Below are 19,449 nucleotides of genomic sequence, written 5' to 3'. Positions count from 1 at the left end.
GGCTCAGCCGCGCTCGAAAGCCACGTGCCCGCCCACCAGCGTCATGCGCACCTGGCCTGGCAGTTCGTAGCCCGAGAAGGGCGTGTGCTTGCCCTGGCTGTGCAAGGTGGCGTCCTGCACCGTCCAGGCGGCTTGCGGGTCGAGGATGCACAGGTCGCCCACTCCGCCTTCGACCAACTGGCCCACGCTGGCCTGCAGCGTGCCCAGCGCATTGCCCAGCACGCGTGCGGGCTCGGACGTCACGGTGGCCAGCGCGCGCTGCAAAGGCACGCCGCTGTCGCGCGACCACTTGAGGGCCAGGCTCAGCAGCAGTTCCAGCCCGGTGGCACCCGGTTCGGCCTCGGCGAAAGGCAGGGTCTTGGCATCTTCGTCGACGGGGGTGTGGTCGGACACCAGCGCATCGATGGTGCCGTCGGCCAGCGCGGCATGCAGCGCGTCACGGTCGCGCTGCTGGCGCAGCGGGGGGGTGAGGCGGGCGCGGCTGTCAAAGAAACCGATGTCCACATCGGTGAGGTGCAGCGAGTTGATGCTGACATCACAGGTCACCTTGAGGCCATCGGCCTTGGCGCGGCGCACCAGATCGACCCCGGCGGCACTGCTGAGCCGGCACAGGTGCACGCGGGCGCCGGTGGTCTTGAGCAACTCGAAGATCGTGTGCAGCGCAATCGTCTCGGCCGCCACGGGCACACCCGAGAGGCCCAGGCGCGTGGCCAGCGGGCCGCTGGCGGCCACGCCCTTGCCCAGGTGCAGCTCTTGCGGGCGCAGCCACACCGTGTAGCCAAAGGTGGCTGCATATTGCAGGGCGCGCTGCAGCACCTGGGTGCTGGCCAGCGGCACCTCGGCCTGGCCAAAGCCCACGCAGCCCGATTCCGTCAGCTCGGCCATCTCGGTGAGCACCTCGCCGGCCAGGCCGTGCGTGAGCGCCCCCAGCGGGAACAGGCGCGACTGGTGCAGCTTCTCGGCACGGAACTTGAGCATCTCGACCAGGCCCGGCTCGTCGAGCACGGGGTCGGTGTCGGGCGGGCAGACCAGGCTGGTCACGCCGCCAGCCACCGCAGCCGCCATTTCGGATTCAAGCATGCCTTCGTGCTCGTAGCCGGGCTCGCGCAGGCGCGCCGCCAGGTCCACGAGGCCGGGCAGCACGATGCAGCCTGCGGCTTCGACCACGCGGCTGGGGGCGAAATCCGCAGGCACCCGGTTGATGCCCACGATGCGCCCGGCAGCCAGGGCGATGTCACAGGTCTGGTCGAATCCGCTGGCAGGGTCGATCACACGGCCGTTCTGGATCAGTATCTTCATGATTTCAAGCCTAATAGGCCGCTTGCGCTTGATACATAAGCGCCAGCAGCTATAAAACACATAGCAACCATATCGTGAACCTCTCTACCCACCAGAGTCTGCGCAGCGGCAGCCTCCATGCGAGGGCCACCGTGGAACCGGCGTCGCCGGGCCGTGGGTCGCGTCCTCCCATGAGAACTGCGCGCCTGCGGCCCCAAGCCTGCCTGCGCGGGCCTGAACAGGCTGAAGGGGCCGGGGCCTCCGCACGGCCTCCTTGGCACACGGTTCAAGGGGGTCACGCCTCGTTCCCGGCCACGATGGACATCACGGCCATGCGCACCGCGATGCCGAAGGTGACCTGTGGAAGGATCACGGCCTGCGGGCCATCGACCACGGCGGAGTCGATCTCCACGCCCCGGTTGATAGGGCCGGGGTGCATCACGATGGCATCGGGCTTGGCCAGCTGCAACTTCTCGGGCGTGAGACCAAAGCTCTTGAAATACTCTTGGCTGGAGGGCAGCAGCGCGCCGCTCATGCGCTCGTTCTGCAGGCGCAGCGTGATGACCACGTCGGCGTCCTTGATGCCTTCTTCGAGCGTGTGGCACACGCGCACGCCCATCTGCGCCATATCGCTGGGCACCAGCGTGCGCGGGCCCACCACGCGCACCTCGGCGCAGCCCAGCGTGGTCAGGCCGTGGATATCGGAGCGCGCCACGCGCGAGTGCAGCACGTCGCCCACGATGGCCACGGTGAGGTTGGAAAAATCCTTCTTGTAGTGCCGGATGGTGTACATGTCCAGCAGCCCCTGCGTGGGGTGGGCATGCCGGCCATCGCCCGCATTGATCACGTGCACATGCGGCGCCACGTGCTGGGCGATGAGGTACGGCGCGCCCGATTCGCTGTGCCGCACCACGAACAGGTCGGCGGCCATCGCGCTCAGGTTGGCAATGGTGTCGAGCAGCGACTCGCCCTTGCTGGCCGAGCTGCGCGCGATGTCGAGGTTGAGCACGTCGGCCGACAGGCGCTTGGCCGCGATTTCGAAGGTGGTGCGTGTGCGCGTGCTGTTCTCGAAGAACAGGTTGAACACGCTCTTGCCGCGCAAGAGGGGCACCTTTTTCACTTCGCGGTCATTCACCGAAACGAAGTTGGTGGCCGTGTCGAGGATGTGCGTGACGATGTCGCGCGGCAGGCCTTCGATGGACAGCAGGTGGATGAGTTCGCCGTTGCCGTTGAGTTGGGGGTTGCGCTTGTGCAGCACGGTCAGGCCTCTTTGACTTGGAATTGGAAGGTGCCGCTGTCGTCACGTGCCAGGGCCAGCGACTGGGCGGCAGGCAGGGCCACGCGCGCAGCGGCAAAGTCGGCCTGAACGGGCAGTTCGCGCCCACCGCGGTCCACCAGCACAGCCAGGCGCACGCTGGCGGGACGGCCATAGTCGAACAGTTCGTTGAGCACGGCGCGGATGGTGCGGCCGGTGTAGAGCACGTCGTCGAGCACCAGCACATCGGCGCCGTTCACATCGAACGGCAGCGCGGTCTGCGCGCCGGCCGACAGGCCGCGCTGGGCGAAGTCGTCGCGGTGCATTACCGATGAGAGCACGCCGGCCGGCCCTTCGAAGCCCAGGTCCTTCTGCAAGCGCTCGGCCAGCCAGGCGCCGCCCGAGGCGATGCCCGCCAGGCGGGTGGTGGGCGTGAGCATGCTGCGCACGCCGCGCAGCAGCTCGCGGTACAGCGCCTCTGCGTCAAGGGCCAAAGCCCCTACGCTGGCCGCTGGGTGGGAAGGGTTGCTCATGGAAGATTCCTCAAAAACTGTTCCAGGATGATGCAGGCCGAAGCCGCGTCGGCGTCCTTGGCGCCACTGGCAATGGCCTCGGTGGTGCTGTAGCGCTCGTCCACCTCGAACACCTGCAGGCCAAAGCGCCCGCGCAGCTGGCGGCCGAACTTGAGCGCACGCTCGGTGTTCTCGTGGCTGGCCCCGTCGGGGTGGTAGGGCACGCCGATCACCAGGGCGTCGGGCTGCCATTCCTTGATGCGCTGCGCCACCTGCGCAAAACGGGCGTCCCCTTCGGCCTTGATGGTGGGCTGAGGCGTGGCGCTCTTGAGCAGCCGCGAGCCCGTGGCCACGCCCGTGCGCTTGAGGCCAAAGTCAAAGGCAAGAAAGGTCTGAAAATGCGCAGGAACGGCTGGCGGCTTGGGCGGCTGAGCGGGCAAGCCGGTCATGCGTGCCCCGCCTCGGGAGACAGCATCCAGGCCTGCAATCCCAGCAAGCCCAGCGCCCTGTCGTACCGCTGGGGCACGGGCGTGTCGAAGATCACGGACAAGTCTGCACCCACCGTGAGCCAGGCGTTTTCGGCCAGCTCGGACTCGAGCTGCCCCTCGCCCCAGGACGAATACCCCAGCGTGATCAGCACCCGGCGGGGCCCCGCGCCGGTGGACAGGGCCTCGAGGACGTCCTTGGACGTGGTCATCTCCAGCCCTCCAGGGATGGTCATGGTGGAGGCGTAGGCCGACTCGTCGGTGTCCGCGCTGTTCGCCAGCATCGGCTCGTGCAGCACGAAGCCACGTTCCGTCTGCACCGGGCCGCCCTGGAACACCGGTTCCGAGCGCAGGTCTTCGCGGCGCAGCGAGAGATCCACCTTGTCGAAAAGCCCCTTGAGCGTGATATCGGAGGGCTTGTTGATGATGAGCCCCAGCGCGCCGCGCTCGCTGTGCTCGCACAGATACACCACACTGCGCGCGAAAGACTCATCTTCGAGACCGGGCATGGCGATCAGGAAATGATGCGTCAGGTTGATGGGCGCAGAATCGAAAGACATTGGTCAATTTTAACGGTGAACATGGAGTCCACTTACGCCACCGGCCTCGTCTGGTTTCGCCGCGACCTGCGCGCCTGCGACCATGCAGCCCTCTACCACGCACTCACCCAGTGCCGGAAAGTGCATTGCGTCTTTGTATTTGACCGCGCGATTCTCGATGCCCTGCCCCGCGCCGACCGCCGGGTGGCCTTCATCCGCGAAGCCCTGGTGGAGCTGGATGCCGCACTGCGCACCCTTGCCAGCCACCCCGCAGGGGGGCTCATCGTGCGCCACGCCCTGGCTACCGACGCCGTGCCGGAACTGGCGCAGGCGCTGCAAGCGCAGGCCGTGTACGCCAACCATGACGACGAACCCCAGGCACTGTCCAGAGACAGCCTGGTGCGCACGCGCCTGGCGCAGACGGGCATTGCCTTTCATACCTTCAAGGACCATACGCTGCTTGAGCGCGACGAGGTGCTCACGCAGGCGGGCACGCCCTATAGCGTGTTCACGCCCTACAAGAACGCCTGGCTGCGCACCATCGACGCCTTCCAGTTGCAAAGCTACGCCGTCGTGCGCCATGCACACCGGCTGGCGCCCCGCCCCGCACCCGAATGCCTGCCCGTGCCCGCGTTGGGCGCACTGGGCTTCGAGGCTGCGCAAAACACGCCCCTCGGCCTTCCCACGGGCAGCAGCGGCGCCATGCGGCTGTTCGAAGACTTCCTGCAACGCATCCACCGCTATGCCGACACCCGGGACTACCCCGCGATCAAAGGCCCGAGCTACCTCAGCGTGCACCTGCGCTTCGGCACCATCTCGCCGCGCCTGCTGGCCCGTTCTGCGCACGCGCTGGCGCAGGGGGGAAACCCCGGCGCCACGACTTGGCTGAATGAGCTGATCTGGCGCGACTTCTATTGCCAGATCCTGGCGCACCACCCCCACGTGGTGGAGCGCAGCTTCAAACCGGCCTATGACGCCATCCAGTGGGAAACCGGCGACGAGGCCCAGGCGCTGTTTTCCGCATGGTGCGAGGGCCGCACGGGCTATCCGTTGGTGGATGCGGCCATGGCCCAACTCAACCAGACGGGCTACATGCACAACCGCCTGCGCATGGTCGCGGCCAGTTTTCTCGTCAAACACCTGGGAATCGACTGGCGCTGGGGCGAGCACTATTTCGCCACCCACCTGAACGATTTTGATCTGGCGGCCAACAATGGCGGCTGGCAGTGGGCCAGCTCCAGCGGATGCGATGCACAGCCCTATTTCCGCATCTTCAACCCGGTGAGCCAGAGCGAGAAATTCGATGCCGAAGGCCGTTTCATCCGCCGCTATCTGCCGCAATTGGCGGCCCTGCCTTTGGCCGCCCTGCACGCCCCATGGCGCGCCCGCCCGCTCGAGCTGCAGGAGGCCGGTGTGGTGTTGGGGCACCACTATCCCCAGCCCATCGTCGACCATGACAGCGCCCGGCAGCGCACGTTGCAGCGTTACGCCGTGGTCAAAACCACCTAGCTGTTGCCGGGGCCTCGGCCGTCAGACGGGTGGGAGTCGTCTTCCGCCTCCTGGTCGCTCATGCGCATTCCATCCACCGCCAGGGGCGCGCCGGATGCCAGGCGCAAGCGCAGCGCAACGTCAGTCCGGTTGTCGGCGTTGGCCACCGCGTCTGCGGCCGAGATGGCGCCGTGCTCGTACAGTTCGAACAACGACTGGTCAAAGGTACACATTCCCTGCTCGCCGCTGCGTGCGATGGCGGTCTTGATCTCGTCGACTTCGCCCTTCTGGATGAGTTCGGACACGAAGGGGGTCAGAAGCATGACCTCCATGGCCGGCACCATGGAACCCTGAACGCCTTTGATGAGGCGCTGCGCCACCACCGCCTTCAGGTTCATCGACAGATCCATCAGCAGTTGCCGCTGCGCCTGCTCTGGAAAGAAGTTCACGATGCGCTGCACGGCCTGGTTGGCATTGCTGGCGTGCAGCGTGGACACGCACAGGTGCCCCGACTCTGCGTAGTGAAGCGCATGCTGCATGGTGGCCCGGTCGCGGATTTCGCCGATCATGATCACGTCGGGCGCTTCCCGCATGGCCCGGCGCAGCGCCTCGTCGTAGGAGGCCGTGTCGAGCCCCACCTCGCGCTGCGTCACGAGCGATTTCTTGTGCGCATGCAGGTACTCGATTGGGTCTTCCACCGTGAGGATGTGGCCCGGAGTTCGCTCATTGCGGTAGTCAAGCATCGCCGCCAAGGTGGTTGTCTTGCCCGACCCCGCTGCGCCGACTGTCAGCACCAGGCCGCCTTTCAAAAACGCCAGTTGCTTGAGCACGGATGGCAACCCGAGCTCGTCCAGGCTGGGGATTCTGGCCGTGACATGGCGAATGACCACGCCCACGTTGCCCCGCTGAAGATGCACATTCACCCGAAAGCGCGCCTGGTCTGGCGTCTGGAACGAGAAATCGCATTCACGCGAGGCTTCGAACTCCTCGATCTGCGCCTTGCGCATGATCGAATACACCATGGTGCGGACATCTTCTGCGGACACCGCAACCTTGGTGATCGGCACGAATGCGCCCTGGCGCTTGAGGGTAGGCGGTGCGCCAGCCAGCAGAAAGAGATCCGATGCGCCTTCGCGCACCGTCAGCGCAAGGCACGACAACAGGCGGCTGTCCCCTGCGGCAACTGTGGATTCCATGAAACCTCCTGTTGGTGCAGGTGTTTCCACGCACGGCCAGAGATTCTTCCGGTGGCCGGCCTTGAAGGGCGACGGCCACCAGCGGTCACTTTACGCCTCGGCGGTCGCCTCCAGGCGGGCGTAATGCTGGATGAGACTGAGCAGTTCCTCGTCGGAATACGGCTTGCCAAGGTAGTGGTTCACGCCCAGTTCCATCGCATGCTCGCGGTGCTTTTCAGCGATGCGCGAGGTGATCATGATGATGGGCAGGTCGCGCAGGGCACCGTCTGCACGGATGTTGCGCGCCAGGTCGAACCCGTCCATGCGCGGCATCTCGATGTCGGACAGCACCACCGTCGGGCGCTCTTCCTGCAGCCGCTCCAGGGCTTGCAGGCCATCGGCGGCAAGGGCCACCCGGTAGCCCTCGCGCTGCAGCAAGCGCTGCGTGACGCGGCGCACGGTGATCGAATCGTCCACAACCAGCACGAGCGGCACCTGGCTGGGGCCCGAGAGCAACGATGCAGCGGGCTTGCCGGCACCAGCGCCTTCGGCTTCGAGGACAGCAGGCAGGCCGGCACTGGCCGCCCGAACCTGATCGCCATACACCGTGGACAACGCCACCGGGTTGTAGATCAGCACCACCGCACCCGAGGCCAGCACAGACATTCCGGCCAAGCCTGGCAGGCGCGACAACTGGGGCCCGAGGTTCTTCACCACGACTTCCTGGTTGCCCAGCACTTCGTCCACATGCATGGCGATGCGCTGCGAAGCACTGCGGAAAATTACCACTGGCCGGGTCTTGCCCGCGGCTTCCGTACTGCGTGCCGACGCTTGCAACAGGGCACCCGCCCAGAAGAAGGGCAATTGTTCAAAACCGTCGTCGAAGACGCCGGTACGGTACGCCCCCTCAAGATCGACTGCGGAAGTGCGGCGCACGATCTCCACCACGTTCGCGGGCACGCCGAACGACAAATCGCCCGCACGCAGCATCACCACCTGCGTCACCGCCGTGGTCAGAGGCAGCACCATGCGGAAAGCAGCGCCCTTGCCGGTTTCGGTGGAGGTTTCGATGCGGCCGCCCAGTGCGTTGATCTCCGAACGCACCACGTCCATGCCGATGCCCCGCCCCGACAGGCCAGTCACTTCGGACGCCGTCGAGAAGCCCGGCATGAAAATCAGGTTGGCCGCATCGGCATCGCTGATGGCGGCATCGGGTTGAACGAGGCCTTGCGCAACGGCCTTCGCGCGGATGCGCTCGATGTTCAGCCCCGCTCCGTCGTCCCGGAACTCGACCGACACGTCATTGCCTTCATGGCGCAGGTCCACCGTGATGGTGCCCGTGCCTGGTTTGCCAGAAGCCACGCGCGCTTCCGGATCTTCAATGCCATGGGCAACGCAGTTGCGAAGCAAGTGCTCGAAGGCCGGCGTCATGCGATCCAGCACGCCACGGTCCATTTCAATGGACCCGCCCATGATGTCCAGCTTGATCTGCTTGCCGGTTTCCTTGGAAGACTGGCGCACCACCGCATACAGGCGCTCGGCGATGCCCTCGAATTCCACCATGCGGGTACGCAGCAGATCGCGCTGCAACTCACGTGCCTGACGGCCCTGTGCAATGAGGTCATCCTCGGCGCCTTCCATGGCGCGCTGCAAATTGCGCTGCACTGTGGCCACGTCGTTTACCGACTCCGCCATCATGCGGGTGAGTTCCTGCACCCGTGTGAACCGGTCAAACTCGAGAGGGTCGAAACCTGCAGCGGAGTCCTTGGACAGCGCCAGGCGCGACTGCATCTGCGACTCGGCCTGAACCTCGATATCGCGCAATTGCTGGCGCAAGCGGTCAAGATTACCCGACAGGTCTGCCAGCGAACTGCGGAATTGGCCCAGGCGCACATCGAGCCGCGAGCGGCTGATCATCACCTCGCCTGCCTGGTTCACCAGCCGATCAAGCAATTGCGCACGCACACGCACCGACTGGTTCGCGGCCACGCGCACCGGCGCCAACTGGGACGCAGCCGGAAGCCGCACTGCCGAGATCGGCGGTTGCACAGGCGCGGCCAGAGCGTGACCGCCCGAAGCCTGCGCCGCAGCACTGTCGCTCGCAGACGCAGGGAAGGTCACCACTGCATCGGCGCCGCCTTGCCCGCCAACGGCGCGCAGCGCTTCAAAGTTGGCCTGCAGCCCATCGAAACTGACCAGCAGCGGCTCGATCTGGTCGATCGCAAGATTCTCCGGGTCGAGCTGCTCGATGGCCGACTCCAGCCGGTGGGCCATTTCCCCGAGCCGCATGGCTCCGGCCAAACGTGAACTGCCCTTGAGCGTGTGCAGGGCGCGCAACACTTCACTGCGAGCCCCCAGGTTGTCGGGCCTGGAAGCCCACTGCCGCAAGGCACCGCCCAGTTGCGGCAGCAATTCGGCTGCTTCCTCTTCGAAAATCGGGAACAGGTCCGGGTCGATAACGTCGATGGCGTCGATGTCGTCATCAGCGTCCGTTCCCGCGGTCACCGCCTGGGCGATGGCGTTGTCGACGTGTTGATCACGGTCGGCCACCACCGACAGCGCCGGAGCAACAAAACCGGGCACGTTGCCCACAGCTTCTGGGTGCGTCGCTGGGGGCGGCTCAGCCGCGATCCGCTCGTCGGGGGTGCGTTCCACTGGCGCGGGTTCGAAGCCTGCATCCAGGTCGTCAAATTCGTCTTCGGGCGGCGAGAGAGTGTTGACTACTTCTGTCTCGAGAATCTCGCGCAGCTGTTGCAACACTTCCGGGCTCGGCTCCTTGAGGAAGCCCGCGGCAAACTGGTGCAGCAGGCGACGGATGTCCTCGGCCGCGGCCATGAATACTGCGGCTTGCTCTGCCGTGCCACCGGACTGCAATTGCGCATGCTGCAGCGCATGCTCAAGAACCCTGGCCATTTCCGACAGCGCCGTGAAGCCCACAGTGGCGGAACTGCCCGCCAGCGAATGCGCCAGCGCCACAGCAGCGTCTGGCAGGGGCTCGTGCAATTCCAGCGCCCATTCTTGCAGGCAAGTCACCAGGCGGCGCGACCACTCATCGGCTTCGTTCAGGTAGACGTTGTACAGCGGAATGCCGATCCGCAGGGTTTCGATCACCTTGACGGCATCGTCTGCCACAACCTCTTCTTCCGGTGCAGCATCCGTCACGAGGGCCTGTTCAAGCGCAGCTTCAGCTTCAGGTTCAGCGACCTGCGCCAACGCCTCGGCTGTATCTTCCTCGTCCACAGCTTGTGGCACAACAGCCTCGGCAAAGCCCATCTCCAGACTTGCGAGCCCGTCTGTCGAAACCGCTTGCGCAGCGCTGGCCTCGTTTTCCGGAACTGCCACAGCAGCAGGCACCATGTCGGGCAATTCCAAGTCGAGATCGAAATCGAGATCCAAGTCCAACGGCAGTGGCTCGCTCGCCGCTGCGGGGGTGGTCGCCACTTCGCTCAACGCATCGGAGAACACCGAAAAGTCGATGTCTTCCGACACCGTTGCCACCGGCACATCCTCGGGCGCCTGAGATTCGGGGAATTCGAGGGCAATCTCCGTGGCCGCGAAATCGGTAGCTGAGGGCTCGGCCACTTCGACCACTGCAGCTTCTGGAACGCCTTCCGCGAGACCACCGACGGGCATCTCTTCGACGGCCAACGGGATGGAAACAGCTTCGGGCACGTGCGCCACTTCCGGCACTGGCGACCCGATTTCGGGCAATGACTCTGGCACCGGTTCCGCCGCCGGGGGAAATACAGCACTGTCGGCCGACAACCCAAGTGGCAGCAGCGTTCCATCCAGGCGCATGGCATCAGCAGCCTTGCGGAACGCATCCGAGGTCCACGCTTCGGCCGACCCCGCAGCGATGTCGTCGGCCCAGCGGCCAAAGGCCTGCAATGCCTCGGACGACAACTGCAGCAGCGGAGGCTGCATCGGCTTTTGCTCAGCCAACCAAGCATTCAGCACCTGCTCCATGGCCCAGGCGGCTTCGCCAAAAGCGTTCAGGCCCACCATGCGCGAACTGCCCTTGAGCGTGTGGAACGCGCGGCGCAGGGTGGTTTGCTCGCTCAAGTCCGCGGGCTCGTCGGTCAGCGCCTGGACAGCGGACAGACCCGTTCCCACCACTTCGCGCGCCTCTTCCAGGAACACGTCCAGCAACTCGTCGTCCATCTCGCGCTCGGCGGTAACCACGGGCGCGCTCGCCGCAGCGACCATGGCCGGCGCGGCAGGCACAGGAGGCGCATCGGACGGCAGTGACAAGTCCAGCGAAATATCGGGCAATGCATCCACCGCGCCCGAAGGCGCGGCGGCTACATCGACAGGCGTTCCTGCGGGCTCTGGCGCCAGAGTTGAAGACGCCGGCTCGGGGTTTGATTCCAAGACGGGGAAACGCGGAACAATGTCGGGCAGCGGCGGAGCCACGCGCTCCTCCAGCTTGGCCGGCGCCTCGGCAATATCATCGGAAGCGCGAGCGCGGGCCTTGCCCACCAGGATGCGCAACTCACCCAGCTCTTCATCGAACACAAACAGCTTGCGCGCCATGGTGCGCTGGTAGCTGAGCATGTCGATCAGAAAGCCCAAGGCCCCCAAACTGTTGCCCAGCTTCTCGAACGCGGGCTGCCGCTCTTCTTCGGGGATTTCGTTGATCAGTAGGCGCTCCACGGTGTCGCGCATGCGCACTACCGCGAGGGAAGCCTGGTCCAGACCCAGCACCGACAGCACACCGCGCATCTGCGCCAGATGGCCGGGCACGGCCGCCAGCACCGCGGTGTCCTCGGGATTGCGGAAGTATTGGTCGAGCGCCTTTTCCGCCTCGCCCAGCGTGGCACGCAATTCGTCCACCACGCTGCCCATGGTCTGGTTGTCGCTGACCCGGCGGTACAGCTCTTCCATCCAGGATTCGAGGGGCTCGGGCTCGGCGCCCTCGCGCACCGCGTCCAGCCGCTGCGCCAAGCGCTCGGCGCGCGCCTTCATCTGCTCGTCTGCGGCATCGAGTTCTTCGAAAGCTGCCTGCAGATACAGAACCGAGGTCGCCACCTCCATGGCCAGCGCGGCCGATGGTGGCTCGCCGGATCGGGTGGTTGCATCAAGCGCCCGGGTCAGGCCTTCTGCAAGGCTTTCGCTGCCGGGGTGCAGCTTGCGCAGCGAATCGCACACCAAGCTGAACTGATCGGCCGCGGGTTTGAGCTTGTTGCGGTCTCCGCCCGCCAGCGCTGACCAGGTTTCGGTGGCAGACGCGATGCGTTTGCGTGCCTGCGCCAACAAAGCCGGGTCGAAGCGGCCAAAGCGCGCGGTCTCGTAGTCCACCGGTTTGAAGCGCTCAAGGCCGAACGCCTTGCGCACGGCCTGCAAGGCAGGGGCTGCCCCGGCACCAACGGCGGCAGGTTTGGCCTGGGAGCAGAAAAACAGCAGATCCTGCACCAGCCGGTCGCCGATCGTCGTGTCGCCCTTGGCCAGAGTGGCGTACTGCATCAGCACCCGGGAAGCGACGCGCTTGACGTAGACATCGGGAACCAGCAGTCCCCTGCCCACGGCCTCGAAAAAGCCTGCGCAGATTTTCCAGAAGGCACGCGCAGACCGATCCGACTGCGCAGCGACGAAACCCAGGCATGTTTCGCACATGCTCATCGCCGCCTGAAGGTCTCCAGACTTGACGATTTTCAATACGGCCGAATCCAGGCGTGCCCGGGCCTGCGGCCCGTAGGCCAGGGGGCTGGCGGCCACAGCATCTTCGGGCTCCCGGAAACGACGCTCCACAGGCCAAAGGTCTGCGGGGTGCACACGGTCGGCACCGGCCAAGGCCTGCGCATCCCGGTACTGCGGGAACAACGCCACCGGAGAGACGGCCTTGCCGCCGAGAACGTTCTCAAGGTACTCGATGAGCGCGAAGCTCGCGCGCTCGATGACAGCGGCAGCATCGTCCGTGCATTGCTCGGGGCGCTGCACGAATTTCTGGACCGCGGACTCCATGGCGCGCAAGACCAGCGCCGGAGGGCCCATGCCCACCATCTCAAGCGCTCCGCTTGCCTGGTGCAATTGCTGCCGGGCAATGCGCAATGCGCCCGCGTCCAGCGATGCAAGATCAGATTCGCGAGCCAGTTCGGCATCCCGCACGAACCGGCGCATTGCCTTGACTGCGCCATCCAGCGATTTGCGCAGCTCGTCCAGCACCCACGCCAAAGGCCCCAGGTCCAGATCTCCCTGGGGTCCCTCCGCGGCCGGTGCGTTGTTGGCATCAATAGATGACATGAATTCGTTCCCGGCTGCAAAGAGCCGCTGGTGTTGATGACTGCGTCAGGCGATCTTGAACCGTGCGACCGATTGGCGCAACTCTTCAGCCATGTGCGAAAGCTCGCGCACCTGCTGCGCCGTCGTGCGGGTTCCCTCACCCGTCTGCTCGGTCACCGCAAAAATGTGCTGGATGTTGTCGGCCACTTCGTTGGCCAGGACAGCTTCCCGGGAAGTCGAAGACGAGATCTGCTCGATCAGCTCGGCCAGTCGGCGCGACACGCGGTCGATCTCTGTCAGTGCGGTACCGGCGCTGTCGGACAGCCGTGCCCCTTCCACCACACCCTGCGTGGAACGCTCCATAGCGGCCACCGCATCTTGGGTGTCGGTCTGAATGGCTTTCACCAGTGCGGAGATCTGCCGCGTTGCATCGGCCGAGCGTTCAGCCAAACGCTGCACTTCCTCCGCCACCACGGAGAAACCCCGGCCCGCATCGCCTGCAGAAGCGGCCTGAATGGCCGCATTCAGGGCCAGCACGTTCGTCTGTTCGGTAATGTCGGAAATCAGCTCGGTGATTTCACCAATCTCCTGCGACGATTCGCCCAGGCGCTTGATTCGCTTGGAAGTGTCCTGAATCTGATCGCGGATGGAGTTCATACCGCCGATGGCGTTCTGCACGGCCTGAAGGCCGGAATCGGCCGCTTGCAACGATTGGCGGGCCACCGTGGCGGATTCTTGCGCCTGCGTGGACACTTCGTTGATTCGGGTCGCCATGTCCAGAACGGAACGGCCGGTTTCGCGAATTTCGCGCAGCTGCTCGGTCGAGGCGGCCAGCAGTTCTGTCGAAGTGGAGTCCACCTGGGCCGTCGTCTGCGCCACGCGGGTTGCGGTGTTCTGCACGCTGCCCACCAGCTGGCGCAATTCTTCCACTGTGTAGTTCACCGAGTCGGCGATGGCGCCCGTGATGTCTTCGGTCACGGTGGCTTCTTGGGTCAGGTCACCTTCAGCGACCGACTGCAGTTCGTTCATCAGACGCAAAATGGCGGCCTGGTTCGCGTCGTTGACGCGCTTGGCTTCTTGCTCCTGGCGCTTGGCGTCCTTCTGCTGCGCTTCAGCGGCAACCTGACGGCCCCGGCTGTCCAGCAGTTGCACGCGCGAGATTCCGATACCGCACAGCAGCACGAACAGGCCGGCAAGCGCCAGTGCTGCGAACTGCCCAGCACCCAGACCCGTCTGCGAAGAAAGCTTGCCCTGCAGGCCTTCGAGCTGGCGACGCAGTGGCTCGCTGTCGGCAATGATGGCGGACTGCGCCTCACGCGCAGAAACCAGCCCCTGCAGATTGCCCAGAATGGCGCTGGCCTGGGTACGCGTCTGTTCGTACAGCTTGATCAGCGCTTCGAGCTGCTCGCGGGTCTGCGCGTCCTTGGTGGCCGCCAGACGCAACTCGGGGCTGCCGTCAAGCAGGCCCTGCGCAATTTCCTTGAACGAGTTCAAATCCTTGCCCAGCAGGAACACCGCTTCAGGGCTCACGCCTTCCATGGTCTGGAACTCGTTGGCTGACTTGCCGATACGCTGGGTCAGCATCACCAGCTGGCCAGCCGCCGAGATTTCAGCCGCCTGGGCATTCTGCTGCAACTTCAGCGAGGAAACCGTCTCGGCAATTTCGAGCAGATCGGACGACTGGCGATTGATGGTGCGCAGCGCATCGCCCACCTGCGTCAGAATTTTCTGCTGCCCCATGACCACGTTGGCGTTCCGTTCGGCGCGTTCCATCAAGGGGGTGACGCCTTCGAGGTCGGGCTTGAACTGCTCGCCCAAGGCTTGCACGCCCAGTTCGCTGTCGCCGGTATTCAGTGCGCGCACGTTGCGGGCCAGCACGCCAGAGCTCTCCACCACGTCAGGAAAAGCCTGGGGACTACCCACCAGCGCCTGCGAAACCGACTTCGCAAGCCGCTGCGACTGCATCAGCGACTGTCCGGTAGCCGCCAGCTGCTGCGCAGAGCGATCGGCCTGCTGAAGCACCCAACCGGCAATCAGCGCCAGCACCACCACGCCCACGGCCAGCAACGCCAGCAGACGTCGTTGATGCCCCGCCGCGGTAGAGCTGCCCAACAGCGGCAGCGAAATCAGGTCGGCATCGCTCTCCGATGCTTCGGAAGCCGCACCACCAGGGTCTCCCTGAACACTGTTCATGTCGGCTTGGTAGGAGTCGCGCAAGGCGCTGGCCTCGATCGCGCCCGTTGTCAGGGCATTCTGACTTTCGTCGGCTGCGCCGGCACCGAGCCCCGTGTCCGATTCCGCGGGCTTGCGATTGAACAGTTTTCCAAATTGATTAACGACGGACATGGTGCAGCCTTACAGAAAAACTCAAGCACTGATGCTCAGGAAAGCAGAATTTTGGGACAGGAGCTGAAGGTTGATCTCCTGCCAGCGAGCCCCGGTCGAATCCACATACGTGGTGCCAAAGAAGGCAGGGGCATCTTCAGCGGGCGGCGCGGAAGATACGAAAGCATCCGTTCCCCGCAACCCCGCCAGTCGATCCACCAGAAGAGCGGCATTCACATCCAGCGCCGCATTGAAGGCCAGCAGACTGGCTTCCGACAGGGTCTGTTCGCTGCGTGGCGCAGTGGAGCCCAGCAGCCCCGCCAGATCCACCACGCCGACAAGCCCGCCGCGCAGATTGGCCACACCCAGAAACCAGCTCTGCGTGTAGGGCACATGCTGGACCGCCACCCAGGGAAAAATCTCCCCCGACTGACCCAGCGGTAAAAGGTAGGACTTCCCGGCGGCCTCGACTGCCAGCCAGGAGGAAACGGACACACCCTCGCCCTTCGCCGCCTGCAGGCGGCTGGCAAGACGGGTTTGGAGGTCTCGAAGGGCTTCGCGATTGGCCATGAACGCGCAACTGCCTCAGTTCAGCGCGTCAATCTTGGCCTGCAACTCGGCCGGGTCCACCGGTTTGGTGATATAGCCGCGTGCGCCCTGGCGCATTCCCCAGACCCGATCGGTTTCCTGGTTCTTGCTGGTGCACATGATGATGGGCACGTCCGCATAAAGGGGATCACGCGTGATGGCACGGGTCAATTGGAAGCCGTTTTGTCCCGGCATCACCACGTCCATCAAAATCAGATCGGGTTTCTCTTCGGCCAAACGACGAAAAGCCTCTTCGGCATTCTCGGCAGTTCGCACTTGCATGCCCTTTTTCTGCAGCAAGTCGGTCAGAAACATCAACTCGGTCTTCGAGTCGTCAACGACCAGTACTTTCTGAATAGGCATTACATCGCTCCTTGTTGGGAATTGCCGAATTGCTGCACTGCCTGCAGCAATTGGTCTTTGGTAAAGGGTTTGGTGAGATATTCTTGGCAGCCGACCATGCGCCCGCGGGCCTTGTCGAACACGCCATCCTTGGAGGACAGCATCACCACCGGTGTATCCGCAAAACGTGCATTGCGCTTGATGATGGCGCAGGTCTGATACCCGTCCAGCTTGGGCATCAGGATGTCACAGAAAATAAGCTGTGGCTGATAATCGTTCACCTTGGCCAAGGCATCGAAACCATCGTCCGCCAGCAAAACCTCGTGTCCTCCCTGCTTGAGAAAAATCTCGGCACTTCGGCGAATGGTATTGCTGTCATCCACCACGAGCACCTTGAAAGATGCGCCAGTTGTAGTCAATTGTTACTGCTCCTGATGGGGAAAATAAAACAACGCAGCAGGAGCCGCGCTTCAAATCTGAACCATCTCGAAATCTTCTTTGCGCGCCCCGCATTCGGGACAGGTCCAATTCATGGGCACCTGATCCCAAGGCGTGTTGGGGGCAATGCCGTGTTCTGGAGAACCTTGGGCCTCGTCGTAAATCCAACCGCAAATCAGACACATCCAAGTTTTAGAGTCGGTCACAGCTTAATGGGCCTTCACATAGAATGCAACGATTGTATCTAGTCATCTCCCCGGGCTGCAGCTTCTGTGCCACCCTTATTGCCGGAACTGGTCCATGACATCGCAGACTCCCTCTTCCCCTGATATATCCGGCTTGGCCGACGACGCCGCGGACGAGACCAGTCCTGCCTGCGTGCTGGTTTTCAACGCCAGCGACCCCAGCGGCGCGGGCGGCCTCACGGCCGATATCAGCACCATTGCCTCGGTCGGAGGGCACCCGATCGCAGTCGTCACCGGCGCCTATTCCCGCGATACCGCCGAGATCTTCGACCACTTCAGTTTCGACGACGAGGCCGTCACCGAGCAGGCCCGCACGGTGCTGGAAGACCTGCCCGTGCAGGCCATCAAGGTGGGTTTCGTGGGCAGCCCCGAGAACATCAGCGCCATCGCCGAAATCACCACCGATTACGACGAGGTGCCGGTCATCGCCTACATGCCCAACCTCTCGTGGTGGCAGGACGACCTGATCGATCAGTATCTGGATGCGTTCCGGGAACTGCTGCTCCCTCAGACTTCGGTGTTGGTTGGAAACCACAGTACGCTGTGGCGCTGGCTGCTTCCCGAATGGCGCAGCGACCGCAGCCCCACCGCACGCGACATCGCGCGGGCAGCTTCCGAGATGGGCGTGCCCTACACCCTGGTCACCGGCATTCCCCTGCCCGAGCAATTCGTAGAGAACGTGCTGGCGTCACCGCAGACGGTGCTGGGCAGCGGCAAATTCGAGCTCTTCGACGCCACCTTTGCAGGAGCTGGAGACACACTTTCGGCCGCGCTCACGGCCCTCGTGGCCACCGGCAACGACCTGGGCGAGGCCACGAGCGAGGCGCTGAGCTATCTGGACCGGTGCCTGGACGCCGGATTTCGCCCCGGCATGGGGCACATTCTTCCCGATCGCATGTTCTGGGCCCAGCCCGATGACGACACGGGCGAGGACAATGACCCCCTTGACGAAACACCGGCCATCGAAGGCTTCGTGATGCCCTCCCATGACACCAAACACTGACCTCAACATCCCCCTCTTCGAACGCGCCAAGGCGCTCATCCCCGGCGGCGTGAACTCGCCCGTGCGCGCCTTCAAGGCCGTCGGCGGCACGCCCCGCTTCGTCAAACGCGCGCAGGGCGCCTACTTCTGGGACGCCAACGACCAGCGCTTCATCGACTACATCGGGTCCTGGGGACCCATGATCCTGGGCCACGGCCACCCGGCCGTGCTCGAAGCCGTGCAGAAGGCGGCACTGGAAGGCTTCAGTTTTGGCGCCCCCACCGAGCGCGAGATCGAACTGGCCGAAGAAATTCTGGGCCTCGTGCCCTCCATGGAGATGATCCGGCTGGTCAGCTCCGGCACCGAAGCCGGCATGAGCGCGATTCGCCTCGCGCGTGGCGCCACGGGCCGCAGCAAGCTGATCAAGTTCGAGGGCTGCTACCACGGCCATGCCGATGCACTGCTGGTCAAGGCCGGCTCGGGCCTGGCCACCTTCGGCAACGCCACCAGCGCCGGTGTGCCACCCGAAGTGGTGCAGCACACGCTGGTACTGGAATACAACAATGTCGCCCAGCTCGAAGAAGCCTTTGCCCTGCATGGCAAGGACCTGGCCTGCCTGATGATGGAACCCATCGCCGGCAACATGAATTTCGTGCGTGCCAGCGTGCCTTTCATGCGCCGCTGCCGCGAGTTGTGCACCGAATATGGCGCGCTGCTCGTCATGGACGAAGTGATGACCGGCTTCCGCGTGGCCCTGGGAAGCGCGCAGAGCGTGTACGCGAAGAGCATCCCGGGCTTCAAGCCCGACATCACGGTGCTGGGCAAGGTGATCGGCGGCGGCATGCCGCTGGCGGCTTTCGGCGCGTCGCGCGCCATCATGGAGCATCTGGCCCCGCTGGGTGCGGTGTACCAGGCCGGAACGCTCTCCGGCAATCCCGTGGCCACGGCCTGCGGGCTGGCCACGCTGCGCGAAATCCGCAAGCCTGGCTTCTTCGACGCACTGGGGGCCAGCACGCGCTCGCTGATCGATGGCTTGGCCGCAGCGGCCGCTGCCGAAGGCGTGCCCTTCAGCGCCGATTGCGAGGGCGGCATGTTCGGCTTCTTCCTGTTGCCTGAGTTGCCCCAGAACTACGCGCAGGTCCTCAAGACCGACGGCGCGCGTTTCAACCAGCTCTTCCATGGCCTGCTCGACCGCGGCGTGTACATCGCGCCCGCGCTCTACGAAGCCGGCTTCGTGAGCGCCGCACACACTGCGCAGGACATTGCCGACACTGTGGCGAGCGCGCGCGAAGTGTTCAGAACACTCTCAAAATCATAGCTATCAGCGCATAGCAGACAAGCGCCAGAGGCCTGAAACCCTCTGATAACCGCTTCCAAAAGCCCCATGGCAACATGCACCGTTGCCATGGGGCTTTTGCATGGGACGCGCGTTCATGAGCCCGTCACAACCGCCTGTCAGCCTTGGCGGTTTTGTACGGAACGCCACAACCATGAAAACTCCCGTTCGCCCGACACCCCACCCCCTGCGCGACGCCGCCGCTGCCGATGAAGGCCGCCGCGGCTTCGTGCGCCAGCTCG

15 protein-coding genes are annotated in these 19,449 nt (G+C 64.5%); 3 read left to right on the top strand and 12 right to left on the bottom strand.

Annotated elements, in window-relative coordinates; genetic code table 11:
- Window positions 1–3 precede the first annotated feature (3 nt).
- The 5 genes from ACDELDRAFT_RS09880 to ACDELDRAFT_RS09860 all read right to left on the bottom strand — a co-directional run bounded on the left by ACDELDRAFT_RS09880 (window position 4) and on the right by ACDELDRAFT_RS09860 (window position 4,090).
- Window positions 4–1,299, bottom strand: a complete 1,296-nt coding sequence (locus ACDELDRAFT_RS09880; protein WP_005796122.1) for a dihydroorotase — start codon at window positions 1,297–1,299, stop codon at window positions 4–6.
- Window positions 1,300–1,573: 274 nt separating this feature from the next.
- Entirely contained in the window at window positions 1,574–2,536 is a 963-nt protein-coding gene (locus ACDELDRAFT_RS09875) for an aspartate carbamoyltransferase catalytic subunit (protein ID WP_005796120.1), read from the bottom strand.
- Between the two features lie 2 nt (window positions 2,537–2,538).
- Window positions 2,539–3,066, bottom strand: coding sequence for a bifunctional pyr operon transcriptional regulator/uracil phosphoribosyltransferase PyrR (gene pyrR, locus ACDELDRAFT_RS09870; protein ID WP_005796118.1), 528 nt, complete (start codon window positions 3,064–3,066; stop codon window positions 2,539–2,541).
- Window positions 3,063–3,494 (bottom strand): Holliday junction resolvase RuvX, encoded by a 432-nt coding sequence (ruvX, locus tag ACDELDRAFT_RS09865; protein WP_005796116.1) that lies wholly within the window; start codon window positions 3,492–3,494, stop codon window positions 3,063–3,065. The genes pyrR and ruvX overlap by 4 nt, the downstream gene beginning before the upstream one ends.
- On the bottom strand, window positions 3,491–4,090 hold the full coding sequence (locus ACDELDRAFT_RS09860; protein WP_005796114.1) for a YqgE/AlgH family protein: 600 nt from the start codon (window positions 4,088–4,090) through the stop codon (window positions 3,491–3,493). The genes ruvX and ACDELDRAFT_RS09860 overlap by 4 nt, the downstream gene beginning before the upstream one ends.
- Window positions 4,091–4,111: 21 nt before the next feature.
- On the opposite strand from ACDELDRAFT_RS09860, the gene ACDELDRAFT_RS09855 reads away from it, so the two are divergent.
- On the top strand, window positions 4,112–5,578 hold the full coding sequence (locus ACDELDRAFT_RS09855; RefSeq protein ID WP_005796112.1) for a cryptochrome/photolyase family protein: 1,467 nt from the start codon (window positions 4,112–4,114) through the stop codon (window positions 5,576–5,578).
- Here the strand turns inward: ACDELDRAFT_RS09855 and ACDELDRAFT_RS09850 are convergent.
- The 7 genes from ACDELDRAFT_RS09850 to ACDELDRAFT_RS24035 all read right to left on the bottom strand — a co-directional run bounded on the left by ACDELDRAFT_RS09850 (window position 5,575) and on the right by ACDELDRAFT_RS24035 (window position 16,850).
- Complete coding sequence (locus ACDELDRAFT_RS09850; protein WP_005796111.1) at window positions 5,575–6,753, bottom strand: PilT/PilU family type 4a pilus ATPase; 1,179 nt, start codon at window positions 6,751–6,753, stop codon at window positions 5,575–5,577. The two genes, ACDELDRAFT_RS09855 and ACDELDRAFT_RS09850, sit on opposite strands and share 4 nt — an antisense overlap.
- A gap of 90 nt (window positions 6,754–6,843) precedes the next feature.
- On the bottom strand, window positions 6,844–12,972 hold the full coding sequence (locus tag ACDELDRAFT_RS09845; RefSeq protein WP_005796109.1) for a hybrid sensor histidine kinase/response regulator: 6,129 nt from the start codon (window positions 12,970–12,972) through the stop codon (window positions 6,844–6,846).
- A 45-nt stretch (window positions 12,973–13,017) separates the two neighbouring features.
- Entirely contained in the window at window positions 13,018–15,297 is a 2,280-nt protein-coding gene (locus ACDELDRAFT_RS09840; protein WP_005796107.1) for a methyl-accepting chemotaxis protein, read from the bottom strand.
- A gap of 21 nt (window positions 15,298–15,318) precedes the next feature.
- On the bottom strand, window positions 15,319–15,846 hold the full coding sequence (locus tag ACDELDRAFT_RS09835; RefSeq protein ID WP_005796106.1) for a chemotaxis protein CheW: 528 nt from the start codon (window positions 15,844–15,846) through the stop codon (window positions 15,319–15,321).
- Window positions 15,847–15,861: 15 nt separating this feature from the next.
- Window positions 15,862–16,227, bottom strand: a complete 366-nt coding sequence (locus ACDELDRAFT_RS09830) for a response regulator (RefSeq protein ID WP_005796104.1) — start codon at window positions 16,225–16,227, stop codon at window positions 15,862–15,864.
- Window positions 16,227–16,625 (bottom strand): response regulator, encoded by a 399-nt coding sequence (locus ACDELDRAFT_RS09825; RefSeq protein WP_005796099.1) that lies wholly within the window; start codon window positions 16,623–16,625, stop codon window positions 16,227–16,229. Before ACDELDRAFT_RS09825 ends, ACDELDRAFT_RS09830 begins: the two co-directional genes overlap by 1 nt.
- Window positions 16,626–16,676: 51 nt before the next feature.
- Window positions 16,677–16,850 carry a rubredoxin gene (locus ACDELDRAFT_RS24035; protein WP_081470105.1) on the bottom strand — a complete coding sequence of 58 codons (174 nt, stop codon included), beginning with the start codon at window positions 16,848–16,850 and terminating at the stop codon, window positions 16,677–16,679.
- 94 nt (window positions 16,851–16,944) lie between these two features.
- On the opposite strand from ACDELDRAFT_RS24035, the gene thiD reads away from it, so the two are divergent.
- Both thiD and hemL read left to right on the top strand, forming a co-directional pair.
- Window positions 16,945–17,892 carry a bifunctional hydroxymethylpyrimidine kinase/phosphomethylpyrimidine kinase gene (gene thiD / locus ACDELDRAFT_RS09820; protein WP_005796096.1) on the top strand — a complete coding sequence of 316 codons (948 nt, stop codon included), beginning with the start codon at window positions 16,945–16,947 and terminating at the stop codon, window positions 17,890–17,892.
- Window positions 17,876–19,189 (top strand): glutamate-1-semialdehyde 2,1-aminomutase, encoded by a 1,314-nt coding sequence (hemL, locus tag ACDELDRAFT_RS09815; RefSeq protein ID WP_005796094.1) that lies wholly within the window; start codon window positions 17,876–17,878, stop codon window positions 19,187–19,189. Before thiD ends, hemL begins: the two co-directional genes overlap by 17 nt.
- Window positions 19,190–19,449 lie beyond the last annotated feature (260 nt).

Source organism: Acidovorax delafieldii 2AN (genome assembly GCF_000175235.1).
GTDB classification, from domain to species: domain Bacteria; phylum Pseudomonadota; class Gammaproteobacteria; order Burkholderiales; family Burkholderiaceae_C; genus Acidovorax; species Acidovorax delafieldii_B.
This window is presented reverse-complemented; position numbering and strand designations above follow the sequence as displayed.

Excerpts from the sequence above, each read along its gene's own strand:
- ACDELDRAFT_RS09840 (WP_005796107.1), bottom strand. The coding sequence starts at position 15,297 with ATGTCCGTCGTTAATCAATTTGGAAAACTGTTCAATCGCAAGCCCGCG.
- ACDELDRAFT_RS09855 (WP_005796112.1), top strand. The coding sequence starts at position 4,112 with ATGGAGTCCACTTACGCCACCGGCCTCGTCTGGTTTCGCCGCGACCTG.
- pyrR (WP_005796118.1), bottom strand. The coding sequence starts at position 3,066 with ATGAGCAACCCTTCCCACCCAGCGGCCAGCGTAGGGGCTTTGGCCCTT.
- ACDELDRAFT_RS09880 (WP_005796122.1), bottom strand. The coding sequence starts at position 1,299 with ATGAAGATACTGATCCAGAACGGCCGTGTGATCGACCCTGCCAGCGGA.
- ACDELDRAFT_RS09850 (WP_005796111.1), bottom strand. The coding sequence starts at position 6,753 with ATGGAATCCACAGTTGCCGCAGGGGACAGCCGCCTGTTGTCGTGCCTT.
- ACDELDRAFT_RS09860 (WP_005796114.1), bottom strand. The coding sequence starts at position 4,090 with ATGTCTTTCGATTCTGCGCCCATCAACCTGACGCATCATTTCCTGATC.
- ruvX (WP_005796116.1), bottom strand. The coding sequence starts at position 3,494 with ATGACCGGCTTGCCCGCTCAGCCGCCCAAGCCGCCAGCCGTTCCTGCG.
- ACDELDRAFT_RS09830 (WP_005796104.1), bottom strand. The coding sequence starts at position 16,227 with ATGCCTATTCAGAAAGTACTGGTCGTTGACGACTCGAAGACCGAGTTG.
- thiD (WP_005796096.1), top strand. The coding sequence starts at position 16,945 with ATGACATCGCAGACTCCCTCTTCCCCTGATATATCCGGCTTGGCCGAC.
- hemL (WP_005796094.1), top strand. The coding sequence starts at position 17,876 with ATGACACCAAACACTGACCTCAACATCCCCCTCTTCGAACGCGCCAAG.
- ACDELDRAFT_RS09845 (WP_005796109.1), bottom strand. The coding sequence starts at position 12,972 with ATGTCATCTATTGATGCCAACAACGCACCGGCCGCGGAGGGACCCCAG.
- ACDELDRAFT_RS09835 (WP_005796106.1), bottom strand. The coding sequence starts at position 15,846 with ATGGCCAATCGCGAAGCCCTTCGAGACCTCCAAACCCGTCTTGCCAGC.